Annotated in this window: 17 protein-coding genes; 11 read left to right on the top strand and 6 right to left on the bottom strand. The window is 64.7% G+C overall.

Going from position 1 to position 16,449, the window contains the following annotated elements; all coding sequences use genetic code 11:
* Window positions 1-18: 18 nt before the first annotated feature.
* From BLQ85_RS11440 to BLQ85_RS11420, 5 genes are read left to right on the top strand one after another with little or no spacing between them, the layout of a single operon-like run.
* Window positions 19-1,494: an NADH-quinone oxidoreductase subunit M gene (locus tag BLQ85_RS11440; protein ID WP_074577066.1), complete on the top strand. Its 1,476-nt coding sequence runs from the start codon at window positions 19-21 to the stop codon at window positions 1,492-1,494.
* Window positions 1,495-1,521: 27 nt separating this feature from the next.
* The gene (nuoN, locus tag BLQ85_RS11435) at window positions 1,522-3,024 is read left to right on the top strand and encodes an NADH-quinone oxidoreductase subunit NuoN (RefSeq protein ID WP_074577064.1); all 1,503 of its coding nucleotides are present in this window, start codon (window positions 1,522-1,524) and stop codon (window positions 3,022-3,024) included.
* Window positions 3,021-3,323 carry a DUF2818 family protein gene (locus tag BLQ85_RS11430; RefSeq protein ID WP_074577062.1) on the top strand — a complete coding sequence of 101 codons (303 nt, stop codon included), beginning with the start codon at window positions 3,021-3,023 and terminating at the stop codon, window positions 3,321-3,323. The genes nuoN and BLQ85_RS11430 overlap by 4 nt, the downstream gene beginning before the upstream one ends.
* Window positions 3,320-3,940, top strand: coding sequence for an NUDIX domain-containing protein (locus BLQ85_RS11425; protein ID WP_074577060.1), 621 nt, complete (start codon window positions 3,320-3,322; stop codon window positions 3,938-3,940). The genes BLQ85_RS11430 and BLQ85_RS11425 overlap by 4 nt, the downstream gene beginning before the upstream one ends.
* A gap of 21 nt (window positions 3,941-3,961) precedes the next feature.
* On the top strand, window positions 3,962-4,477 hold the full coding sequence (locus BLQ85_RS11420; RefSeq protein WP_074577057.1) for a DUF1178 family protein: 516 nt from the start codon (window positions 3,962-3,964) through the stop codon (window positions 4,475-4,477).
* Between the two features lie 4 nt (window positions 4,478-4,481).
* On the opposite strand, the gene BLQ85_RS11415 is transcribed toward BLQ85_RS11420, so the two are convergent.
* From BLQ85_RS11415 to BLQ85_RS11405, 3 genes are all read right to left on the bottom strand, one after another.
* Complete coding sequence (locus BLQ85_RS11415; protein ID WP_074577055.1) at window positions 4,482-4,973, bottom strand: hypothetical protein; 492 nt, start codon at window positions 4,971-4,973, stop codon at window positions 4,482-4,484.
* Window positions 4,973-6,283 carry a Glu/Leu/Phe/Val family dehydrogenase gene (locus tag BLQ85_RS11410; protein ID WP_074577053.1) on the bottom strand — a complete coding sequence of 437 codons (1,311 nt, stop codon included), beginning with the start codon at window positions 6,281-6,283 and terminating at the stop codon, window positions 4,973-4,975. Before BLQ85_RS11410 ends, BLQ85_RS11415 begins: the two co-directional genes overlap by 1 nt.
* Before the next feature lie 161 nt (window positions 6,284-6,444).
* The gene (locus BLQ85_RS11405) at window positions 6,445-8,265 is read right to left on the bottom strand and encodes an ABC transporter transmembrane domain-containing protein (protein WP_074577051.1); all 1,821 of its coding nucleotides are present in this window, start codon (window positions 8,263-8,265) and stop codon (window positions 6,445-6,447) included.
* A 119-nt stretch (window positions 8,266-8,384) separates the two neighbouring features.
* Between BLQ85_RS11405 and BLQ85_RS11400 the strand changes: the two genes are divergently transcribed.
* The 6 genes from BLQ85_RS11400 (at window position 8,385) to BLQ85_RS11375 (ending at window position 14,892) form a co-directional block, all read left to right on the top strand.
* Window positions 8,385-8,918, top strand: coding sequence for a MarR family winged helix-turn-helix transcriptional regulator (locus tag BLQ85_RS11400; protein ID WP_074577048.1), 534 nt, complete (start codon window positions 8,385-8,387; stop codon window positions 8,916-8,918).
* Between the two features lie 88 nt (window positions 8,919-9,006).
* Entirely contained in the window at window positions 9,007-10,479 is a 1,473-nt protein-coding gene (locus BLQ85_RS11395) for an efflux transporter outer membrane subunit (RefSeq protein WP_074577741.1), read from the top strand.
* A 58-nt stretch (window positions 10,480-10,537) separates the two neighbouring features.
* Window positions 10,538-11,920 carry an HlyD/EmrA/EmrK family protein gene (locus tag BLQ85_RS11390; RefSeq protein ID WP_074577046.1) on the top strand — a complete coding sequence of 461 codons (1,383 nt, stop codon included), beginning with the start codon at window positions 10,538-10,540 and terminating at the stop codon, window positions 11,918-11,920.
* Window positions 11,921-11,997: 77 nt separating this feature from the next.
* The gene (locus BLQ85_RS11385; protein WP_074577044.1) at window positions 11,998-13,566 is read left to right on the top strand and encodes a DHA2 family efflux MFS transporter permease subunit; all 1,569 of its coding nucleotides are present in this window, start codon (window positions 11,998-12,000) and stop codon (window positions 13,564-13,566) included.
* A gap of 137 nt (window positions 13,567-13,703) precedes the next feature.
* Complete coding sequence (locus tag BLQ85_RS11380) at window positions 13,704-14,192, top strand: hypothetical protein (protein WP_074577041.1); 489 nt, start codon at window positions 13,704-13,706, stop codon at window positions 14,190-14,192.
* A 37-nt stretch (window positions 14,193-14,229) separates the two neighbouring features.
* Window positions 14,230-14,892: a DUF1281 family ferredoxin-like fold protein gene (locus BLQ85_RS11375; protein ID WP_139200954.1), complete on the top strand. Its 663-nt coding sequence runs from the start codon at window positions 14,230-14,232 to the stop codon at window positions 14,890-14,892.
* A 36-nt stretch (window positions 14,893-14,928) separates the two neighbouring features.
* On the opposite strand, the gene BLQ85_RS11370 is transcribed toward BLQ85_RS11375, so the two are convergent.
* From BLQ85_RS11370 to BLQ85_RS11360, 3 genes are all read right to left on the bottom strand, one after another.
* Window positions 14,929-15,375 carry a PaaI family thioesterase gene (locus BLQ85_RS11370; protein WP_254806412.1) on the bottom strand — a complete coding sequence of 149 codons (447 nt, stop codon included), beginning with the start codon at window positions 15,373-15,375 and terminating at the stop codon, window positions 14,929-14,931.
* A 64-nt stretch (window positions 15,376-15,439) separates the two neighbouring features.
* Window positions 15,440-16,045 carry a hypothetical protein gene (locus BLQ85_RS11365; RefSeq protein WP_074577035.1) on the bottom strand — a complete coding sequence of 202 codons (606 nt, stop codon included), beginning with the start codon at window positions 16,043-16,045 and terminating at the stop codon, window positions 15,440-15,442.
* Window positions 16,046-16,142: 97 nt separating this feature from the next.
* On the bottom strand, window positions 16,143-16,436 hold the full coding sequence (locus BLQ85_RS11360; protein WP_074577033.1) for a YciI family protein: 294 nt from the start codon (window positions 16,434-16,436) through the stop codon (window positions 16,143-16,145).
* Between the last annotated feature and the right edge of the window lie 13 nt (window positions 16,437-16,449).

Here is a 16,449-nt window from a genome sequence, read left to right as displayed (position 1 = left end):
AATCAAGGAAGAACAAGAATGGGTTTGTTGAGTCTTGCGATCTGGACACCGATTGTTTTTGGTGTAGTTCTGCTGGCGCTGGGCCGTGACGAGCAGGCGCGCAGCGTTCGCTGGGTCGCGCTGATAGGCGCGGTCGTCAGTTTCCTGGTCACGCTGCCTTTGTACGGCGGCTTCGAACTGGGTACCTCGGCCATGCAATTCGTGGAGAAGGGCAGCTGGATCCAGCGCTTCAACGTCAACTACCACCTGGGTGTCGACGGCATCTCGCTGTGGTTCGTGCTGCTGACGGCCTTCATCAACGTGGTGGTCGTCATCGCCAGCTGGGAAGCCATCACCACGCGCGTGAACCAGTACATGGCCTCCTTCCTGATCCTGAGCGGGCTCATGATCGGCGTGTTCTCGGCGCTGGACGGCATCCTGTTTTACGTGTTCTTCGAGGCCACGCTGATCCCGATGTACCTGATCATCGGCATCTGGGGCGGCCCCAACAAGATTTACGCGGCTTTCAAGTTCTTCCTCTACACCTTGCTCGGCTCGCTGCTGATGCTGGTGGCGCTGATCTACCTGTACAACAAGTCGGGCGGCAGCTTCGACATCCTGACCTGGCACAAGCTGCCGCTGGGCGGGACTATACAGACGCTGCTGTTCTTCGCCTTCTTCGCGGCCTTTGCCGTCAAGGTGCCTATGTGGCCGGTCCACACCTGGCTGCCCGACGTGCACGTCGAGGCTCCCACGGGCGGCTCCGCCGTGCTGGCGGCCATCATGCTGAAGCTGGGCGCTTACGGTTTCCTGCGTTTTTCCATGCCTATCGCCCCGGACGCTTCGCATGAATGGGCCTGGCTGATGATCGCGCTGTCCTTGATTGCCGTCGTCTACGTGGGGCTGGTGGCCCTGGTGCAACAGGACATGAAAAAACTGGTGGCCTACTCGTCGGTGGCCCACATGGGTTTTGTCACGCTGGGCTTTTTCATCTTCAACGACCTCGGTGTTTCCGGCGGCCTGGTGCAGATGATTGCCCACGGCTTTGTCTCGGGCGCGATGTTCCTGTGCATAGGCGTGCTCTACGACCGCGTCCATTCGCGTGAGATCGCCAGCTACGGCGGCGTGGTGAACACCATGCCCAAGTTCGCGGCTTTTGCTTTGCTGTTCGCCATGGCCAACTGCGGCCTGCCGGCCACGGCCGGTTTTGTCGGCGAGTGGATGGTGATCCTGGGCGCCGTGAAGACCAACTTCTGGATAGGCGGTGCCGCGGCGACCGCGCTCATTTTCGGCGCGGCCTACACCCTGTGGATGTACAAGCGCGTTTACCTGGGCCCCGTGGCCAATGAGGACGTCAAGGCGCTCACCGACATCAACAGCCGCGAGTTCCTGATGCTGGCCCTGCTGGCCATTGCCGTGCTGTACATGGGCATCTATCCCAAGCCCTTCACGGACGTGATGAACACGTCGGTCGCCGACCTGCTCAAGCATGTCGCAGTCTCCAAGCTGAACTGAAGCCGGCCCCAACTACAAAGAATTCAGATGATAGACAAACTCTCCTGGATCGCGGTTTATCCCGAACTCATACTCCTGACCATGGCCTGCGTGATCGCGCTGGTGGACCTGGGCGTCAAGACGCCGCAGCGCACGCTCACCTATGTGCTCACCCTGCTGACGCTGGCCGTGGTGGCCGCCATGGAAGCCGCCTACGCGGTGGGCGGGCAGACTTTCTACGGTTTCGGCAACATGGTGGTCGTTGATCCCATGGGTGGCTGGCTCAAGTGCTTTGCCTGCATCACGCTGATGATCACGCTGGTGTACGGCCGGCCTTACGCCGCGGACCGCGAGATGCTGCGCGGCGGCGAATTCTTCACGCTGAGCCTGTTTGCGTTGGTGGGCATGTTCGTCATGATCTCGGGCCACAACTTCCTGGTGATCTACATGGGCCTGGAGTTGCTGACGCTGTCCAGCTACGCGCTGGTGGCCCTGCGCCGCGACAACGCCATCGCCACCGAAGCGGCCATGAAGTATTTTGTGCTGGGCGCGCTGGCCTCGGGTTTCCTGCTGTACGGCCTGTCCATGCTCTACGGCGCGACCGGCTCCCTGGACCTCAACGACGTGTTCAACGCCATCGCCAGCCGCCAGGTCCGCCACCAGGTGCTGATTTTCGGCCTGGTCTTCATCGTGGCCGGCCTGGCCTTCAAGCTCGGTGCCGTGCCTTTCCACATGTGGCTGCCCGACGTTTACCAGGGCGCGCCCACGGCGGTGACGCTGCTGATAGGCGGTGCGCCCCAACTCGCGGCCTTCGCGATTTGCATACGCCTGCTGGTCGAGGGCCTGCTGCCGCTGGCGATCGACTGGCAGCAGATGCTGGCCCTGATGGCGATAGGCTCGCTGCTGGTCGGCAATCTGGCCGCCATCGCCCAGTCCAACCTCAAGCGCATGTTGGCCTTCTCGACCATTTCCCAGATGGGTTTCCTGCTGCTCGGCCTGCTGGCCGGCGTGGTCAACGGCAACCAGCTCAACACCGAGTCCGCCTACAGCGCGGCGATGTTCTACGCCCTGACCTATGTGCTCACCACCCTGGGCGCCTTCGGCATCATCATGCTGCTGGCGCGCGCCGGCCATGAGTCCGAGGACATCGTCGACCTGGCCGGCCTGAACCAGCGCAGCCCCCTCTACGCGGGTGTGATGGCCATCTGCATGTTCTCGCTGGCCGGCCTGCCGCCGCTGGTGGGCTTTTATGCCAAGCTGTCTGTCCTGCAGGCGCTGGTTTCGTCGCAACAAGCCAGCTACATCGCATTGGCCGTGTTTGCCGTGGTTATGTCTCTGGTCGGCTCCTTCTACTACCTGCGCGTGGTCAAGGTCATGTACTTTGACGCGCCGCTGGCCCACAACGCCCAGCCGGTTTCCGGACCGACGGACGCCAAGGTGGTGCTGGCGATCAACGGCGCGATGATCCTGATCCTGGGCATGTTGCCCGGCGGCCTGATGACGCTGTGCTCCCAGTCGATCAGCAGCATCGTCAAGTCCCTGGGTTCATGACACAAACGGCTTCGGTCTGGCTGGTGGTGTTGCTGGCCCTGCTGGCGGCCAACCTGCCTTTCGTCAGCAACCGCCTGTTCGCGGTCTACGCCCTCAAGCAGCCCAAGAACCTCGCCATCCGGCTGGGGGAGATGGTCGTCTGGTATTTCCTCATAGGCGGCCTGGGCCTTTACCTCGAGCAGCGCGGTGGCCAGATCGCACCGCAGGGCTGGGAGTTTTACGCCATCACCGGCGCGCTCTTCATCACCTTCGCCTTTCCGGGTTTCACTTGGCGCTACCTGTTCAAGCACCGGTCATGAAAAAAGCCGCGGTACCGGGCGACCCTGAAGCCGGCAAGCCGGCCGATGCGCATCTTGTGGAGACCCGGCTGGCTTCCACGGAAATCCTCAAGGGTAATTTCCTCCACGCCATGCGCGACACGGTCAGCCTGCCCGACGGCACGCAGGCGACGCGCGAATACATCATCCACCCCGGCGCCGTGATGATCGTGGCCCAATGCGACGACGGTCGCCTGGTGCTGGAGCGCCAATACCGCTACCCGGTGCAGGCCGTCATGGTCGAGTTCCCCGCGGGCAAGCTGGACCCGGGTGAAGCCTCGCTGGCCTGCGCGCAGCGCGAACTGCTCGAGGAAACCGGCTACACCGCGCGCGAGTGGGCGCGCGCCGGTGTGTTGCACCCGGTGATCTCCTATTCAACCGAGTTCATCGACATCTGGTTCGCGCGCGGGCTGGCACAGGGCCCGCGCAAGCTCGACGCCGGCGAATTCCTCGATGTCTTTACCGCCACGCCCGCCGAATTGCTGGCCTGGTGCGCGAACGGGCAGGTGACCGATGCCAAAACACTGACGGGCGCGCTGTGGCTGCAAAACGTGCTGTCGGGCGCATGGGCTTTGGACTGGCAGCCCGCCATTGCCTGACGCCCCGGCGATAATCCGCCCATGAAGGTCCTGAATCTCCAGTGTTCGCACCAGCATGTATTTGAAGGCTGGTTTGCGTCCGAAGACGATTTCCAGAGCCAGCTGTCGCGCGGCCTGGTCGAGTGCCCGCTGTGCGCCGACAAAAGCGTGCAAAAACTCCCAAGTGCACCGCGCCTGAACCTGGGCGGCCGCCAGGACCCGGATGCGTCCGCAAAACAGTCCCCATCGCCTTCCACCACCGTGAATGCGCAGGAAGACGCTGCGGGGCGCAACGTGGCCGCCGTCGCGGGCGCACCGGCCGGCGCCAGCCAGGCGCAGCAGGCTGCATTCCTGCAGGCCCTGCGCCATGTACTGGCCAATACCGAGGATGTGGGAACGCGTTTTGCCGACGAGGCACGGCGCATGCACTACGGCGAGCAGGAAGCGCGCAGCATACGCGGCCAGACCAGCGTGCGCGAAGCCGTCGAGTTGCTCGAAGAAGGCATTGAGGTCATGCCCTTGCCGCTGCCGGCGGCGGTCAAGGAAACGCTGCAGTAGCAGCTCAGCCGGGCACTGCCATCCGGCGCCGCCGCACCATACGGCTCGCCGCATAAAGCCCCAGGGGGATGGCGACAAAATGCGGCCAGATGAAATAGGCCGGCTCATAACTGACCCAGCTGAACGGGCTTTCGCCGACGGCCATGGAGTCCAGGGTGCCTGTCACGACAACATAGAGCAGCCATGGCAGGCTGCTGATCGTCACCAGGGCGAGCGAGGTGTTTTTGAGCAGCCTGTAGACCATATTGCCGGCCGCCACCGCGAGCAGGAACATCGGCAGGTGGCGTATGGCGATCAGCGCGAAGGCGGCGCGCAGGTTTTCGTCTTCATAACTTTGCACGCTCCACCGCGCGATGGCCGGGCCGTCAAGCAAAGGCCCCAGCAGCGCCGCGAGGACCGCCACCAGGGCCCCCAGAAACAGCGCGGCCGCGGGCCGGCGAAAAGCGGCCATCGCGGGCCGTCCGTCGCCGGGGCCGTCGGGCGCGCCGTTGTCCATCAGGGGTAGAGGCCGCGCAGCTCGCGCGTGTGCAGTATGCGTTTGCAGGCCACGATAAAGGTCGCGGTGCGCAGGCTGACCTTCTGGTCTTGCGCCACATGCCAGACGCCGGCGAAAGCGTCCTTCATGATCTTGACCAGGCGCTTGTTGATTTCTTCCTCGTCCCAGAAGAAGCTGGAGAAATCCTGCACCCATTCAAAGTAGCTGACCGTCACGCCGCCGGCGTTGGCGATCACGTCCGGCAGCACCAGGATGTTGCGGTCGTGCAGGATGTCGTCGGCGGCCGGCGTGGTCGGGCCGTTCGCGCCTTCGATGATCATGCGCGCCCTGATGCGGCCGGCGTTGGCTTCGGTGATCTGCTGCTCGAGCGCGGCGGGGATCAAGATGTCGCACTCAACGTCCCAGAACTTGTCGTTGGCGATGACTTCGGCCTCTTGGAAACCGGCGACGCTGCCGTTGGCTTCCACATGCCGGAGCAGGGCCGGCACGTCCAGGCCGGCTTCGCGGTAAATCGTGCCGCCGTGGTCCTGCACCGCCACCACGCGTGCGCCGGTTTCGGCAAACAGCTTGCCCGCCACGCCGCCCACGTTGCCGAAGCCCTGCACCGCGATGCGCGAGGTCGCGATGTCCAGGCCTATGTGCTTGGCCGCTTCCACGCCCACGGTGTAGACGCCGCGGCCCGTGGCTTCACGCCGGCCCAGCGAACCGCCCAGGTCCACCGGCTTGCCGGTGACCACGCCGGTCGAGGTGGAGCCGGTGTTCATTGAGTAGGTGTCCATCATCCAAGCCATGATCTGGTCGTTGGTGTTGACGTCGGGCGCCGGGATGTCCTTGTTGGGGCCGATGATGATGCCGATCTCGCTGGTGTAGCGGCGCGTCATGCGCTCGAGCTCGCCACGCGAGAGCTTCTTGGGATCCACGCGTATGCCGCCCTTGGCGCCGCCGTAAGGCACGTTGACCGCCGCGTTCTTGACGGACATCCAGGCCGACAGGGCCATCACTTCCGACAGCGTGACGTCCTGGTGGAAACGCACGCCGCCCTTGCCGGGGCCGCGCGAGACGTTGTGCTGCACGCGGTAGCCCTCGAAGTGGGCGACGGTGCCGTCGTCCATGTGGATGGGCACGTCCACGATCAGCACGCGCTTGGGGCGCTTGAGGGTCTCGGCCCAGCGGGCCAGGCTGCCCAGGTGGGGGATGACGCGGTCGACCTGCTGCAGGTAATTGCCCCAGGGGCCGAGGTTGTCGGCCTGGAGGTAGGAGGGCAGGGGGTGGGAGCCCGCGGGGACGGGGCCGGATGAGGCGTGCGACATGAAAAAACTCCTTGTGGGATTTCTTGGTGAAACTCAGTGCACGGAGCTTAAAAGCCCGCTCCCGAATAGTCCAAGGCATTGTGCACCACGATCTATGCAAATAATGCATATCGCCGGGCTTGAATTCAGCCGCCGGGCCCGGGCGGGCGGCGCGGCCGGCTTCATACCGTGAATTGCAGGGCGGCCAGCCGCGCGTAGACGCCGCCACGGGTCACCAGTTCGGTGTGGGTTCCCTGTTCCACCAGCCGGCCGTGGTCCAGCACCAGGATGCGGTCGGCCTGCTGCACGGTGGCCAGGCGGTGGGCGATCACCAGCGTGGTGCGGCCCTTCATGGCCGACTCCAGCGCCGCCTGCACCATGCGTTCGCTTTCGGCGTCCAGCGCGCTGGTGGCTTCGTCGAGCAGCAGCAAGGGCGAGTTTTTCAGCATGGCGCGCGCGATCGCGATGCGCTGGCGCTGCCCGCCCGACAGCCGCACGCCGCGCTCGCCCAGAAAGGTGTCGTAGCCCTCGGGCAGGGCCGTGATGAACTCGTGCGCGAAGGCGGCTTTTGCGGCGGCGCGGGTCTCCTCGTCGCTGGCCCCGGGCTTGCCGTAGCGGATGTTTTCGAGCGCGCTGGTCGAGAAGATCACCGCGTCCTGCGGCACGATGCCTATGCGCTGGCGCAGGTCCTCCAGCGCCATGGCGTCCGTGCGCACGCCGTCAAGTTCTATGCGGCCCGAAGCCGGGTCGTAAAAACGCAGCAGCAGCTGGAACACCGTGCTCTTGCCCGCGCCGCTGGGCCCGACGATGGCCACGGTTTCACCGGGTGCCACGCTGAGGCTGAAGTCGCTGAGCGCGGCCTGCGCAGGGCGCGAAGGGTAGTGAAAGTTCACCGCCTCAAACCGGATGGCGCTGCCCGCTTGCGTCAGCCGGGCCGGCACAGGCTGGGCCGGCGAGCTGACGGGCGAGCGCGAGGCCAGTAGCTCCATCAGCCGCTCCGTCGCGCCCGCCGCGCGCAGCAGGTCGCCATAGACTTCGCCCAGCACCGCCGAAGCGCTGGCCAGGATGATCACGTAGACCACGGTCTGGCCCAGGTGGCCCGCCGTGATGTCGCCGCGCATCACAGCCTGCGTGCCTTGGTACAAGCCCCACAGCAGGGCCGCCGAGGTCGCGATGATGATGAAGGCCACCAGCACCGAACGCGCCCCGGCGCGGCGCACGGCGGTGTTGAAGGCCCGGGTGGTCGACTGGTCGAAACGCCCGGCTTCGCGCGCCTCGGCCGTGTAGCTTTGCACCACGGGAATCGCATTGAGCACCTCGGCGGCGATGGCGCTGGAGTCGGCCACGCGGTCCTGGCTGGCGCGCGAGAGCTTGCGCACGCGCCGGCCGAACCACACCGAGGGCGCGACGATCAGCACCAGCACGCCCAGCACCTGCACCATCAGATAGGGGTTGGTATAGACCAGCATGCCCAGCGCGCCCACGCCCATCACGGCATTGCGCAGGCCCATGCTCAGCGACGACCCCACGACGGTCTGCACCAGCGTGGTGTCGCCGGTCAGGCGCGACAGCACCTCGCCGGTCTGCGTGGTCTCGAAAAACTCCGGGCTTTGCCGCAATACATGGGCATAGACCGCGTTGCGCAGGTCGGCCGTCACGCGCTCGCCCAGCCAGCTCACCATATAGAAACGGCCCGCTGAAAAAAGCCCCAGCGCGGCGGCCACGGCAAACAGCTCGAAGAAATGCGTGCGCAAGGCCATCAGCTGCTCACCTTTGCCGGCCGGGCTGAAGCCGCCGTCGATCAGGCCGCGCAAGGCCAGCGGGAACACCAGCGTCGCTACCGCGGCCAGTACCAGGAAGACCGCGGCCAGCAGGATGCGGCCGCGATAGGGGGCGAGGAAAGGCAGCAGGCCGGAGAGTGAACGGGGTGAGCCTTTGGTGCCGCTGGCACTGGGGGAGAGGGATAAAGAAGGGGAGGAAGGGGAAACAGAGCGGGTGGCCATGCCGCGAGTTTAGTCATAAAGCGCTTAACAGATTGCCTTAACAAAGGCATCCCAGGCAAAAGAAGCCTGCACAAACACAGCCTTGACATTATTTGTCTAGGCATGTATTATTCGAACCCATGAATGCCAAATCCCCCCGCCCGGAAGCTCCCGGCCCCGCACTTTGCGGCGTACCGGCCGAGTTTTACTGTGCGAACGACTACGACGCAGGCCAAAGCACCGGCTATTTGATGCGCCAGATCATCAACAGCGTCTCCCAGCAGGTCGCGCGCGAGCTCGAGCCCCAGGGCCTGACCAACGCCCAATGGGTGCCCATGCTCAAGCTCTACCTGGGCAAGGCCTCCACCGTGGCCGAACTGGCGCGCCAATGCCAGCTCGATGCCGGCTCCATGACCCGCCTGCTCGACCGGCTCGAAGCCAAGGGCTTTTGCCGCCGCATCCGCTCCAGCGACGACAGGCGCGTGGTGAACATCGAGCTCACGCCCGAAGGCCGCGAAGCCGCCAAGGAAATCCCCGCCGTGCTCAGCCGCGTGCAGAACGCCCACCTGGCCGGCTTCTCGGTCGAAGAATGGCAAAACCTCAAAGGCTATCTGCGCCGCATCCTTGAAACCGCGCACACCCTCCAAGCAGCGAATGAACAACATGACAAATAACACCTGTGACTTTCCCCGGGCCTCGGCCCCCGGCGTGACGCCGGGCAATGCCGGCCAAAACCTGCCGGTCTGGCGGGCATCCTTTCGCATGGCCCTGGTGGCCGCCGCCAGCGTGGTGGCCGTGGGCCTGATGGCGACCGGCCTGACCGGCTGCGCCGACATGTCCGGCATCACGCCACAAGCGAGCCTGCGCGACGCGCCTTCGCTGGGCCTGAAGGCCAACCCAGACTCCGGCGCGCAGGCCACGGCGCAGGCGCCGCTGGTCGCCGAGTGGTGGCGCGACTTCGGCGACGAGCAGCTCAACACCCTGGTCGCGCAAGCCCTGCAAACCAGCCCCAGCCTCAAGCTCGCGCAGGCCCGTCTGGCGCGCGCGCAGGCCGTGATCGAGGTGGCCGACGCCGCCACCTTGCCGCAGCTCACCGGCCAGCTGGACCTGACCCGCCAGCGTTATACCGCCAACGGCGCGGTGCCGCCGCCGCTGGCCGGCTCCATCCGCGAAAGCGGCACGGCCCAGCTCAATGCCAGCTGGGAGCTGGATTTCTTCGGCAAAAACCGCGCGGCACTCGACGCCGCGCTGGGCAGCGCCAATGCCGCCGAGGCCGACGCCCAGGCCGCGCGCCTGCTGCTGGCCAGCAATGTCGCGCGCAGCTACTTCCAGCTGATGCGCCTCAATGAACAGGCCAACGTGGCGCGCCGCACCCTGGCGCAGCGCGAGGAAACCCTGAAGCTGGTGCGCGACCGCGTCGACGCCGGCCTGGACACCCGCCTCGAACTGCGCCAGAGCGAGGGCGGCCTGCCCGAGGCCCGCCTGCAGCTCGAAACCCTGCTCGAGCAGATGGCGCTCACGCGCAATGCGCTGGGCGCGCTGGTCGGCCAGCCCGACGGCGCCGCGGCGCTGGCACCGTCCGCGCAAGCCGCGATCAAAAATGTCGCGGTGTCCGCCACCATCCCCGCCGACCTGCTGGGCCGCCGCGCCGACATCGCCGCCGCGCGCTGGCGCGTCGAGGCTTCGTCCAAAGATGTGGCCAACGCCAAGACCCAGTTTTATCCCAACATCAACCTCGTCGCCTTCGCCGGTTTTTCGAGCATAGGCCTGGGCAACCTGCTCGACTCGGGTAGCCGGCAGTGGGGCGTGGGCCCGGCGCTGCGCCTGCCGATTTTTGACGCGGGCCGGCTGCGCGCCAACCTGCGCGGCAAGACCGCCGACCTTGATGCCGCGGTCGAGAGCTACAACGCCGCCGTGATCGACGCGGTGCGCGACGTCGCCGACCAGGTGGCTTCCTCGCAGGCCATTGTTCGCCAGCAAACCGAGCAGCGCGCCGCCCAGGACGCCGCCGAAAGCGCTTACGACATCGCCGTGCAGCGCTACAAGGCCGGCCTGGGCAACTACCTCAATGTGCTCACGGCGGAAACCAGCGTGCTGGCCCAGCGCCGGCTCGCGGTAGACCTCTCGGCCCGTGCGCTGGACACGCAGGTCGCGCTGATACGCGCACTGGGCGGTGGCTACACCCCCGGTCAGTCGGTGCCCGCTGAACGCCAGGCAGCCCTCGCCACTCACTGAACCGCTTCAGACGATCAACCAATAGCAATACCTCAATACATAACAGCAGGTCACAAACATGAGCGCTACTGAATCCTCCAATCCTTCGGCTTCCACATCTTCCCCAACGCCCGCACCCGCCGGCAACCCCAAGCGCAAAAAGGCGCTGACCGCATTGGCCGCCGTCGTGGTGGTCGCCGGCCTGGGCTGGGCCGCCTATGAATACCTGGTGGCCAGCCATTACGAGTCCACCGACAACGCCTATGTGCAGGGCAATGTGATCCAGATCACGCCGCAGATCGGCGGCACCGTCATGGCCATCATGGCCGACGACACCGACTTCGTGAAAGCCGGCCAGGCCCTGGTGCAGCTGGACCCGGCCGACGCCAAGGTCGCGCTGGAGCAGGCCGAGGCCGCGCTGGCCCAGGCCGTGCGCCAGGTGCGCACGCTTTATGCCAACAACGGCACGCTGGCCGCGCAGATTGCCTTGCGTGACGCCGATGTGGTCAAGGCGCAAAGCGACATCGCGCGCGCCAATGACGACCTCAATCGCCGCCAGTCGCTGACCGGCAACGGCGCCGTCTCCAAGGAAGAACTCAACCACGCCCAGACGCAGCTGGCCACCGCCAAAAGCGCGCTGGCCGCCGCGCAGGCCGGTGTGACCGCCGCGCGCGAGCAGCTCGCCAGCAACCAGGCCTTGACCGAAGGCACCAGCATCGAGCAGCACCCCAGCGTGCAGGTGGCCGCCGCCAAGGTGCGCGAAGCCTACCTGGCCACGCAGCGCGCCGGCCTGCTCGCGCCCGTCGACGGTTACGTCGCCAAGCGCACCGTGCAGCTCGGCCAGCGTGTGGCCGCCGGCACGCCCATGATGTCCATCATCCCGCTCAAGCAAGTGTGGGTTGACGCCAACTTCAAGGAAGTGCAGCTGCGCAATATCCGCATAGGCCAGCCGGTCACGCTGGTCGCCGACCTGTACGGCAAGAAGGTCGAATACAAGGGCTCCGTCGCGGGCCTGGGCGTCGGTACCGGCGCGGCTTTCGCGTTGCTGCCTGCGCAGAACGCCACCGGCAACTGGATCAAGGTGGTGCAGCGCGTGCCCGTGCGCATCGCGCTGGACGCCAAACAGCTGGCCGAGAACCCGCTGCGTGTGGGTCTCTCCATGGAAGCCGAGGTCGATGTGAGCAACAAGGACGGCAAGACCCTGGCCGACGCGCCGCGCGACGCCGCCCTGGCGCACAGCCAGACCTATGGCGCGCAGGACGACGCGGCCGACAAGGATGTGCAGCGCGTGATTGCCGCCAACACCGGCAAGGCTGCCGTGAAGTCGGCCAAGGCCGCCAACGCGGCCAAGCCGGCGCCGCAGCCGGGCGGTGCAGCTTTGCCGGCCCAAGCCGTCGGCGATGCCCAGACCCTCGCATTCAGCCACACGCTGTCGCTGGCCGGCAACCGCACGGCGCCTTAAGCCGCTCAGCCCAAGCACGCGCAACCGCGGTCAACCCCCATCGCGGTTTCCACCCGCTCTTTCTTCGCAAGGCATTCATGGCTTCCGCACCTGCTTCCGCCTATATCCCACCCCCGCCGCTGACGGGGTCGGCGCGCCTCTGGGGCACGCTGGCCCTGTCGGCCGCGACCTTCATGAACGTGCTGGACACCTCCATCGCCAACGTGTCGCTGCCCGCCATCGCCGGTGACCTGGGCGTGAGCCCCAACCAGGGCACCTGGGTCATCACCAGCTTCGGCGTGGCCAACGCGATTGCCGTGCCGCTCACCGGCTGGCTGTCGCAGCGCTTCGGCCAGGTGCGCCTGTTCACGGCCAGCGTCATGCTGTTTGTGCTGACCTCCTGGCTGTGCGGCCTGGCGCCCAACATGACCACGCTGATCTTTTTGCGCGTGCTGCAGGGCCTGGTGGCCGGGCCCATGATTCCGCTGTCGCAGGCGCTGCTGTTGTCGAGCTACCCTAAAGCGCTGGCCGGGCTGGCCATGGCGCTATGGTCCATGACCACGCTGATCGCGCCGGTGATGGGGCCGCTGCTGGGCGGCTGGATCACCGACAACATTTCCTGGCCCTGGATTTTTTACATCAACATTCCCGTCGGCTTCGGCGCGGCCTTCATCACCTGGAGCATCTTCCGCAAACGCGAAAGCCCCACCAAAAAGCTGCCCATCGATTCCGTGGGGCTGGCGCTGCTGGTAGTCTGGGTCGGCTCGCTGCAGATCATGCTCGACAAGGGCCAGGAACTCGACTGGTTCCACTCCGGCGAGGTCATCGCGCTGGGCATCATCGCGCTCGTCGGCCTGGCGGCCTTTGTGATCTGGGAGCTCACCGAAGAGCACCCGGTGGTGGACCTCACGCTGTTCAAGAAGCGCAACTTCTGGGCCGGCGCGCTTGCGCTGTCGGTGGGTTACGGCCTGTTCTTCGGTAACGTGGTGCTGCTGCCGCTGTGGCTGCAGCAGTACATGGGCTACACCGCGACCCAGGCCGGCATGGTGCTGGCGCCCGTGGGGGCTTTTGCCTTGCTGCTGTCGCCCGTGGTCGGCAAGAACATCGCCAAGGTCGACCCGCGCCGCTTCGCCGCCTTTGCCTTCATGGTGTTCGCGCTGGTGCTGTGGATGCGTTCGCACTTCAACACCCAAGCCGACTTCCAGACCATCATGATCCCGACCATCATCCAGGGCGTGGCCATGGCCTTCTTCTTTATTCCGCTGGTCACCATCACGCTGTCGGGCATCGCGCCCGAGAAGATCCCTGCGGCGTCGGGCCTGTCCAACTTCGTGCGCATCACGGCAGGTTCCTTCGGTACCTCGATTGCCACCACCATCTGGCAGGACCGCGCCGCCATGCACCATGCGCAGATCAGCGAATACGTGAACCAGGGCAGCAGCGCCACCAACAGCGCCCTCAATGGTTTGGCCGGCGCCGGCCTCACGCCCGAGCAGGCCCTGGGCACCCTCAACCGCCTGGCCGACCAGCAGGCTTATATGCTCGCGGCCAACGACGTGTTTTATGTGTCGGCGCTGATCTTCCTGCTGTTGATTCCACTGGTGTTTTTGACGCGGCATACCAAGGCCGGGGCGGGGAGTGCGGACGCGGCGGCTGGGGCGCATTGAGTTACGGCTCGGTCGATTAAAAAAAGGCGCTTTGGGCGCCTTTTTCTTTTGCCATCAAATCAGTCGCTGCTTACACTCGCTCTTATTGGCTTTCAGGCCAGCCGCATTTATCCATCACCTGATGAAAGCATGAACTTATGCGAATCGCCATCCATTTCATCGCTGCTGCGATCTTGGCGCTTGCTTCGCCCTATGTGTTCGCCACATCCGGCCAAGTACCGAAGGCCGCTGCGGCAAACATGGCGGTTGTACGCGCGGAGTTTGGTCTCTTCAATTTGCCTGGCTCCGGTAAACCTGCTTTCGTTGCGACCCGGAAAGTTCCGCTTGTTCCTGGCCAAATCTATGGCTGGGTTGTGACGGTGAATCCGACCCAGGAGGAGGTGAGCTGGCGGGAGGAATTTACGCTTCCGGGGAAACCGGTTACATGGGGCGGGCCGGATCCCAATGCATCGCAAACCATTTCATCGGACCGGAAGACCTCGGTAAAAGAGGGGAAAGTGGTTCCGGATCGCGGCGTAATTGCCAATACCTGGACGGTGGCTCCGGGGGATCCCCAGGGACGCTACGTCATTCGGGTTTTCATTGGGAATCGCCTGGCCCGGACGTTTGAGTTTGATGTCAAGTGAGTTCTAATCGCTCGGTCAATCCGGACCTCAGGCTGCCATGTCAGACGCCGTTTTTGTTGTACTGCAACTAAAAGGGGATACCGACTCGCTGGATTCTTGCCGCGATGCGCATTTCAGCTCGGGATCGTTTGATTTCAACTCAGTGATCCGGATGCCGCCGGAGCTCGAGATTGAAGAAAGCAGCTCGGTGACGACGGGTTACGACGCGCTCTTCGGTGACTGGACCGAGCCCGCAAAGTACTGGACCTGGAAGGAGGCTGCCGCGAAGTTGGGCCATCCTTTTCCGCTCGAATCGCGCGAGCAGTTGCTTGCCTGCATTCGCAGCCTCGAGTGTGCTGAGATGTATTTGGCACCGGCGCGCCAGTACAAGGAAAACATCGAGAAGTACGGTTATGGGTCCTGGTACGGCTGGTGCAAGAAACATTGGGGTTCGAAGTGGAACGCCGAAGATTCGAAAGTTGACGCGGCGCCTGATGGGATCACTGTTCGCTTCACCGCCGCGTCAGCCTTTCCGAAACCACTCGTCAAGGCATTGTCGAAGAAATGGCCGGTACTCGAAATCCGGGTGCAGTATGTCGATGAGCATCTGCGTTGGGGGGGTGACTATGTTCTCAAGGCGGGCCGGGAACTTCAGAAACTGAAGCGCTCGCCGGCAGACATACTCAAAGAGATCCGGAGGAATGCTGGGGACGGGATCTGACAGTTTCCGCGGCAGCTGTGTACTCGCGCAGTTCTGTCAGGCGCTCAAAGCCAGGGGGCTGGGCGATGCTTCCACCGGCACCAGAATCGCGTTGCCGGTAGCCACCAGCAGCAACTCCCCGCTGTCCTGCTCGGCAAATAGCTCCGCATTCGCAAACACTTGCTTGCGCCCGGCCTTCACCACGTGCCCGCGCGCCACAAAGCTTAGTCCCACGGCGGGTGCCAGGCAGTTCACCGAAAAATGCGAGGCCAGCACGCGGCCCGACACGGTGGCGGCCGCATAACCGCAGGCCGTGTCCAGCATCGCGCCAATCAGGCCCGCATGCAGATAGCCGGCGTACTGGCCCATGTCTTCCTCGCGCCAGGCCATGCGTATCTCGGCCTCGCCGGCCGCGGCGTGCACAACCTCAAAACCGGCCCAGCGGTTGAAGGAGGCGGTCTGGTTCACCGCCTGCAGGGTGTGGAGCAAGGTGGAGTCCGTCATGGCTGGAAATATAGGACGGACAGTGGCGCGGCGCTGTAGCGCGGGTGACAGGCCCGTGGCAGCGTTACCGGCCCGTCAAAGCGAGATAAGCCTCTCGCGTCTCGGGCGACACCGATGCCACGAGCTGCTCATGCGAGGTCTTGTGCCGCACCATCATGCGCGCCGAGGCCACGGCCTTGGACTTGCAGAACCAGTGGCAGCTGTGCTGCATCAGGAACAACTCGGCCGACATCGTGAAGGCCTTGTCCTTGGGTGTACGCTGGGCGCTGTTTTCCGCCGCGCGCAGAATGCCCTGGGCGTGGACCGCCAGCATTTTCCGCATGTCGAAGCTCAGGCCCGGCAGCAGCTTGGTCGCGAAGGGGAACGTGATCGGCAGCTTGCTGGTGCGCGCCTCCACTTCATCGACCTTGGAAAAGCCCGCGGCAAAAAGGGTGAACTGCTCGCACAGCTTGAGCTCGGAGCCGGCGAGCTGGTTCCAGACCTGTTCGCGCCGCTCCGGTTCTTTCTCGCCCAGGGCCCGCAGGTAGCCGTCGGTCAGGGTCTCCATCAGTTTTTCGATCTGGTACTGGCCCAGGTGGCTGCCCAGCAGGGCAATGCGCCGGCGCTCTTCCGACAGTTTGAGGATGTAGACGACTATGGCGACGCAAGTCACCAGCGTGAAAAATTCCATTGTTGTTGGGGCTTAAGGAGTGGGGCCTGTGGGGCAACTCCACAGTGTAGTCACCCTGCCCGAAATCCTGGCTGTCGTAGGGACAAAGTGCAAGCTGTTACAGCACGACCTGCTTGTCAGCCAAGGCCTTGCCCCAAGTCAACAACCGATAATTCCGGTGCGCGGGCACGTAATAAGGATCGTTTTCCACAAGCTCTGCGGCACGTTCCCGAGATTCAACCTCCAGCACCCAGAGCCCACCGACAAAGCCGCCACCCGGTGCTTCACGCAAGCCGCCGGCGGCCAGGATCTCGCTTTCATGTGTGCGTAGATAAGCCAGGTGCAGCGGCTCGCGTTCCCGGCGTACGGCCAGCATCCCGGGTGTGTCGTCAAAGATGGCTACCCAACGCATGGACTTTCTCCTG

Origin of the sequence: Polaromonas sp. JS666 (genome assembly GCF_900103405.1) — a bacterium.
GTDB lineage: Bacteria > Pseudomonadota > Gammaproteobacteria > Burkholderiales > Burkholderiaceae_C > Polaromonas.
The sequence above is the reverse complement of the archived record's forward strand: the minus strand, read 5'-3'. Positions and strand labels throughout refer to the sequence as shown.

What these genes read in the sequence shown, in the direction of transcription:
- BLQ85_RS11440 (WP_074577066.1), top strand. Translation starts at nt 19, where the DNA reads ATGGGTTTGTTGAGTCTTGCGATCTGGACACCGATTGTTTTTGGTGTA.
- nuoN (WP_074577064.1), top strand. Translation starts at nt 1,522, where the DNA reads ATGATAGACAAACTCTCCTGGATCGCGGTTTATCCCGAACTCATACTC.
- BLQ85_RS11430 (WP_074577062.1), top strand. Translation starts at nt 3,021, where the DNA reads ATGACACAAACGGCTTCGGTCTGGCTGGTGGTGTTGCTGGCCCTGCTG.
- BLQ85_RS11425 (WP_074577060.1), top strand. Translation starts at nt 3,320, where the DNA reads ATGAAAAAAGCCGCGGTACCGGGCGACCCTGAAGCCGGCAAGCCGGCC.
- BLQ85_RS11420 (WP_074577057.1), top strand. Translation starts at nt 3,962, where the DNA reads ATGAAGGTCCTGAATCTCCAGTGTTCGCACCAGCATGTATTTGAAGGC.
- BLQ85_RS11415 (WP_074577055.1), bottom strand. Translation starts at nt 4,973, where the DNA reads ATGGACAACGGCGCGCCCGACGGCCCCGGCGACGGACGGCCCGCGATG.
- BLQ85_RS11410 (WP_074577053.1), bottom strand. Translation starts at nt 6,283, where the DNA reads ATGTCGCACGCCTCATCCGGCCCCGTCCCCGCGGGCTCCCACCCCCTG.
- BLQ85_RS11405 (WP_074577051.1), bottom strand. Translation starts at nt 8,265, where the DNA reads ATGGCCACCCGCTCTGTTTCCCCTTCCTCCCCTTCTTTATCCCTCTCC.
- BLQ85_RS11400 (WP_074577048.1), top strand. Translation starts at nt 8,385, where the DNA reads ATGAATGCCAAATCCCCCCGCCCGGAAGCTCCCGGCCCCGCACTTTGC.
- BLQ85_RS11395 (WP_074577741.1), top strand. Translation starts at nt 9,007, where the DNA reads ATGGCCCTGGTGGCCGCCGCCAGCGTGGTGGCCGTGGGCCTGATGGCG.
- BLQ85_RS11390 (WP_074577046.1), top strand. Translation starts at nt 10,538, where the DNA reads ATGAGCGCTACTGAATCCTCCAATCCTTCGGCTTCCACATCTTCCCCA.
- BLQ85_RS11385 (WP_074577044.1), top strand. Translation starts at nt 11,998, where the DNA reads ATGGCTTCCGCACCTGCTTCCGCCTATATCCCACCCCCGCCGCTGACG.
- BLQ85_RS11380 (WP_074577041.1), top strand. Translation starts at nt 13,704, where the DNA reads ATGCGAATCGCCATCCATTTCATCGCTGCTGCGATCTTGGCGCTTGCT.
- BLQ85_RS11375 (WP_139200954.1), top strand. Translation starts at nt 14,230, where the DNA reads ATGTCAGACGCCGTTTTTGTTGTACTGCAACTAAAAGGGGATACCGAC.
- BLQ85_RS11370 (WP_254806412.1), bottom strand. Translation starts at nt 15,375, where the DNA reads ATGACGGACTCCACCTTGCTCCACACCCTGCAGGCGGTGAACCAGACC.
- BLQ85_RS11365 (WP_074577035.1), bottom strand. Translation starts at nt 16,045, where the DNA reads ATGGAATTTTTCACGCTGGTGACTTGCGTCGCCATAGTCGTCTACATC.
- BLQ85_RS11360 (WP_074577033.1), bottom strand. Translation starts at nt 16,436, where the DNA reads ATGCGTTGGGTAGCCATCTTTGACGACACACCCGGGATGCTGGCCGTA.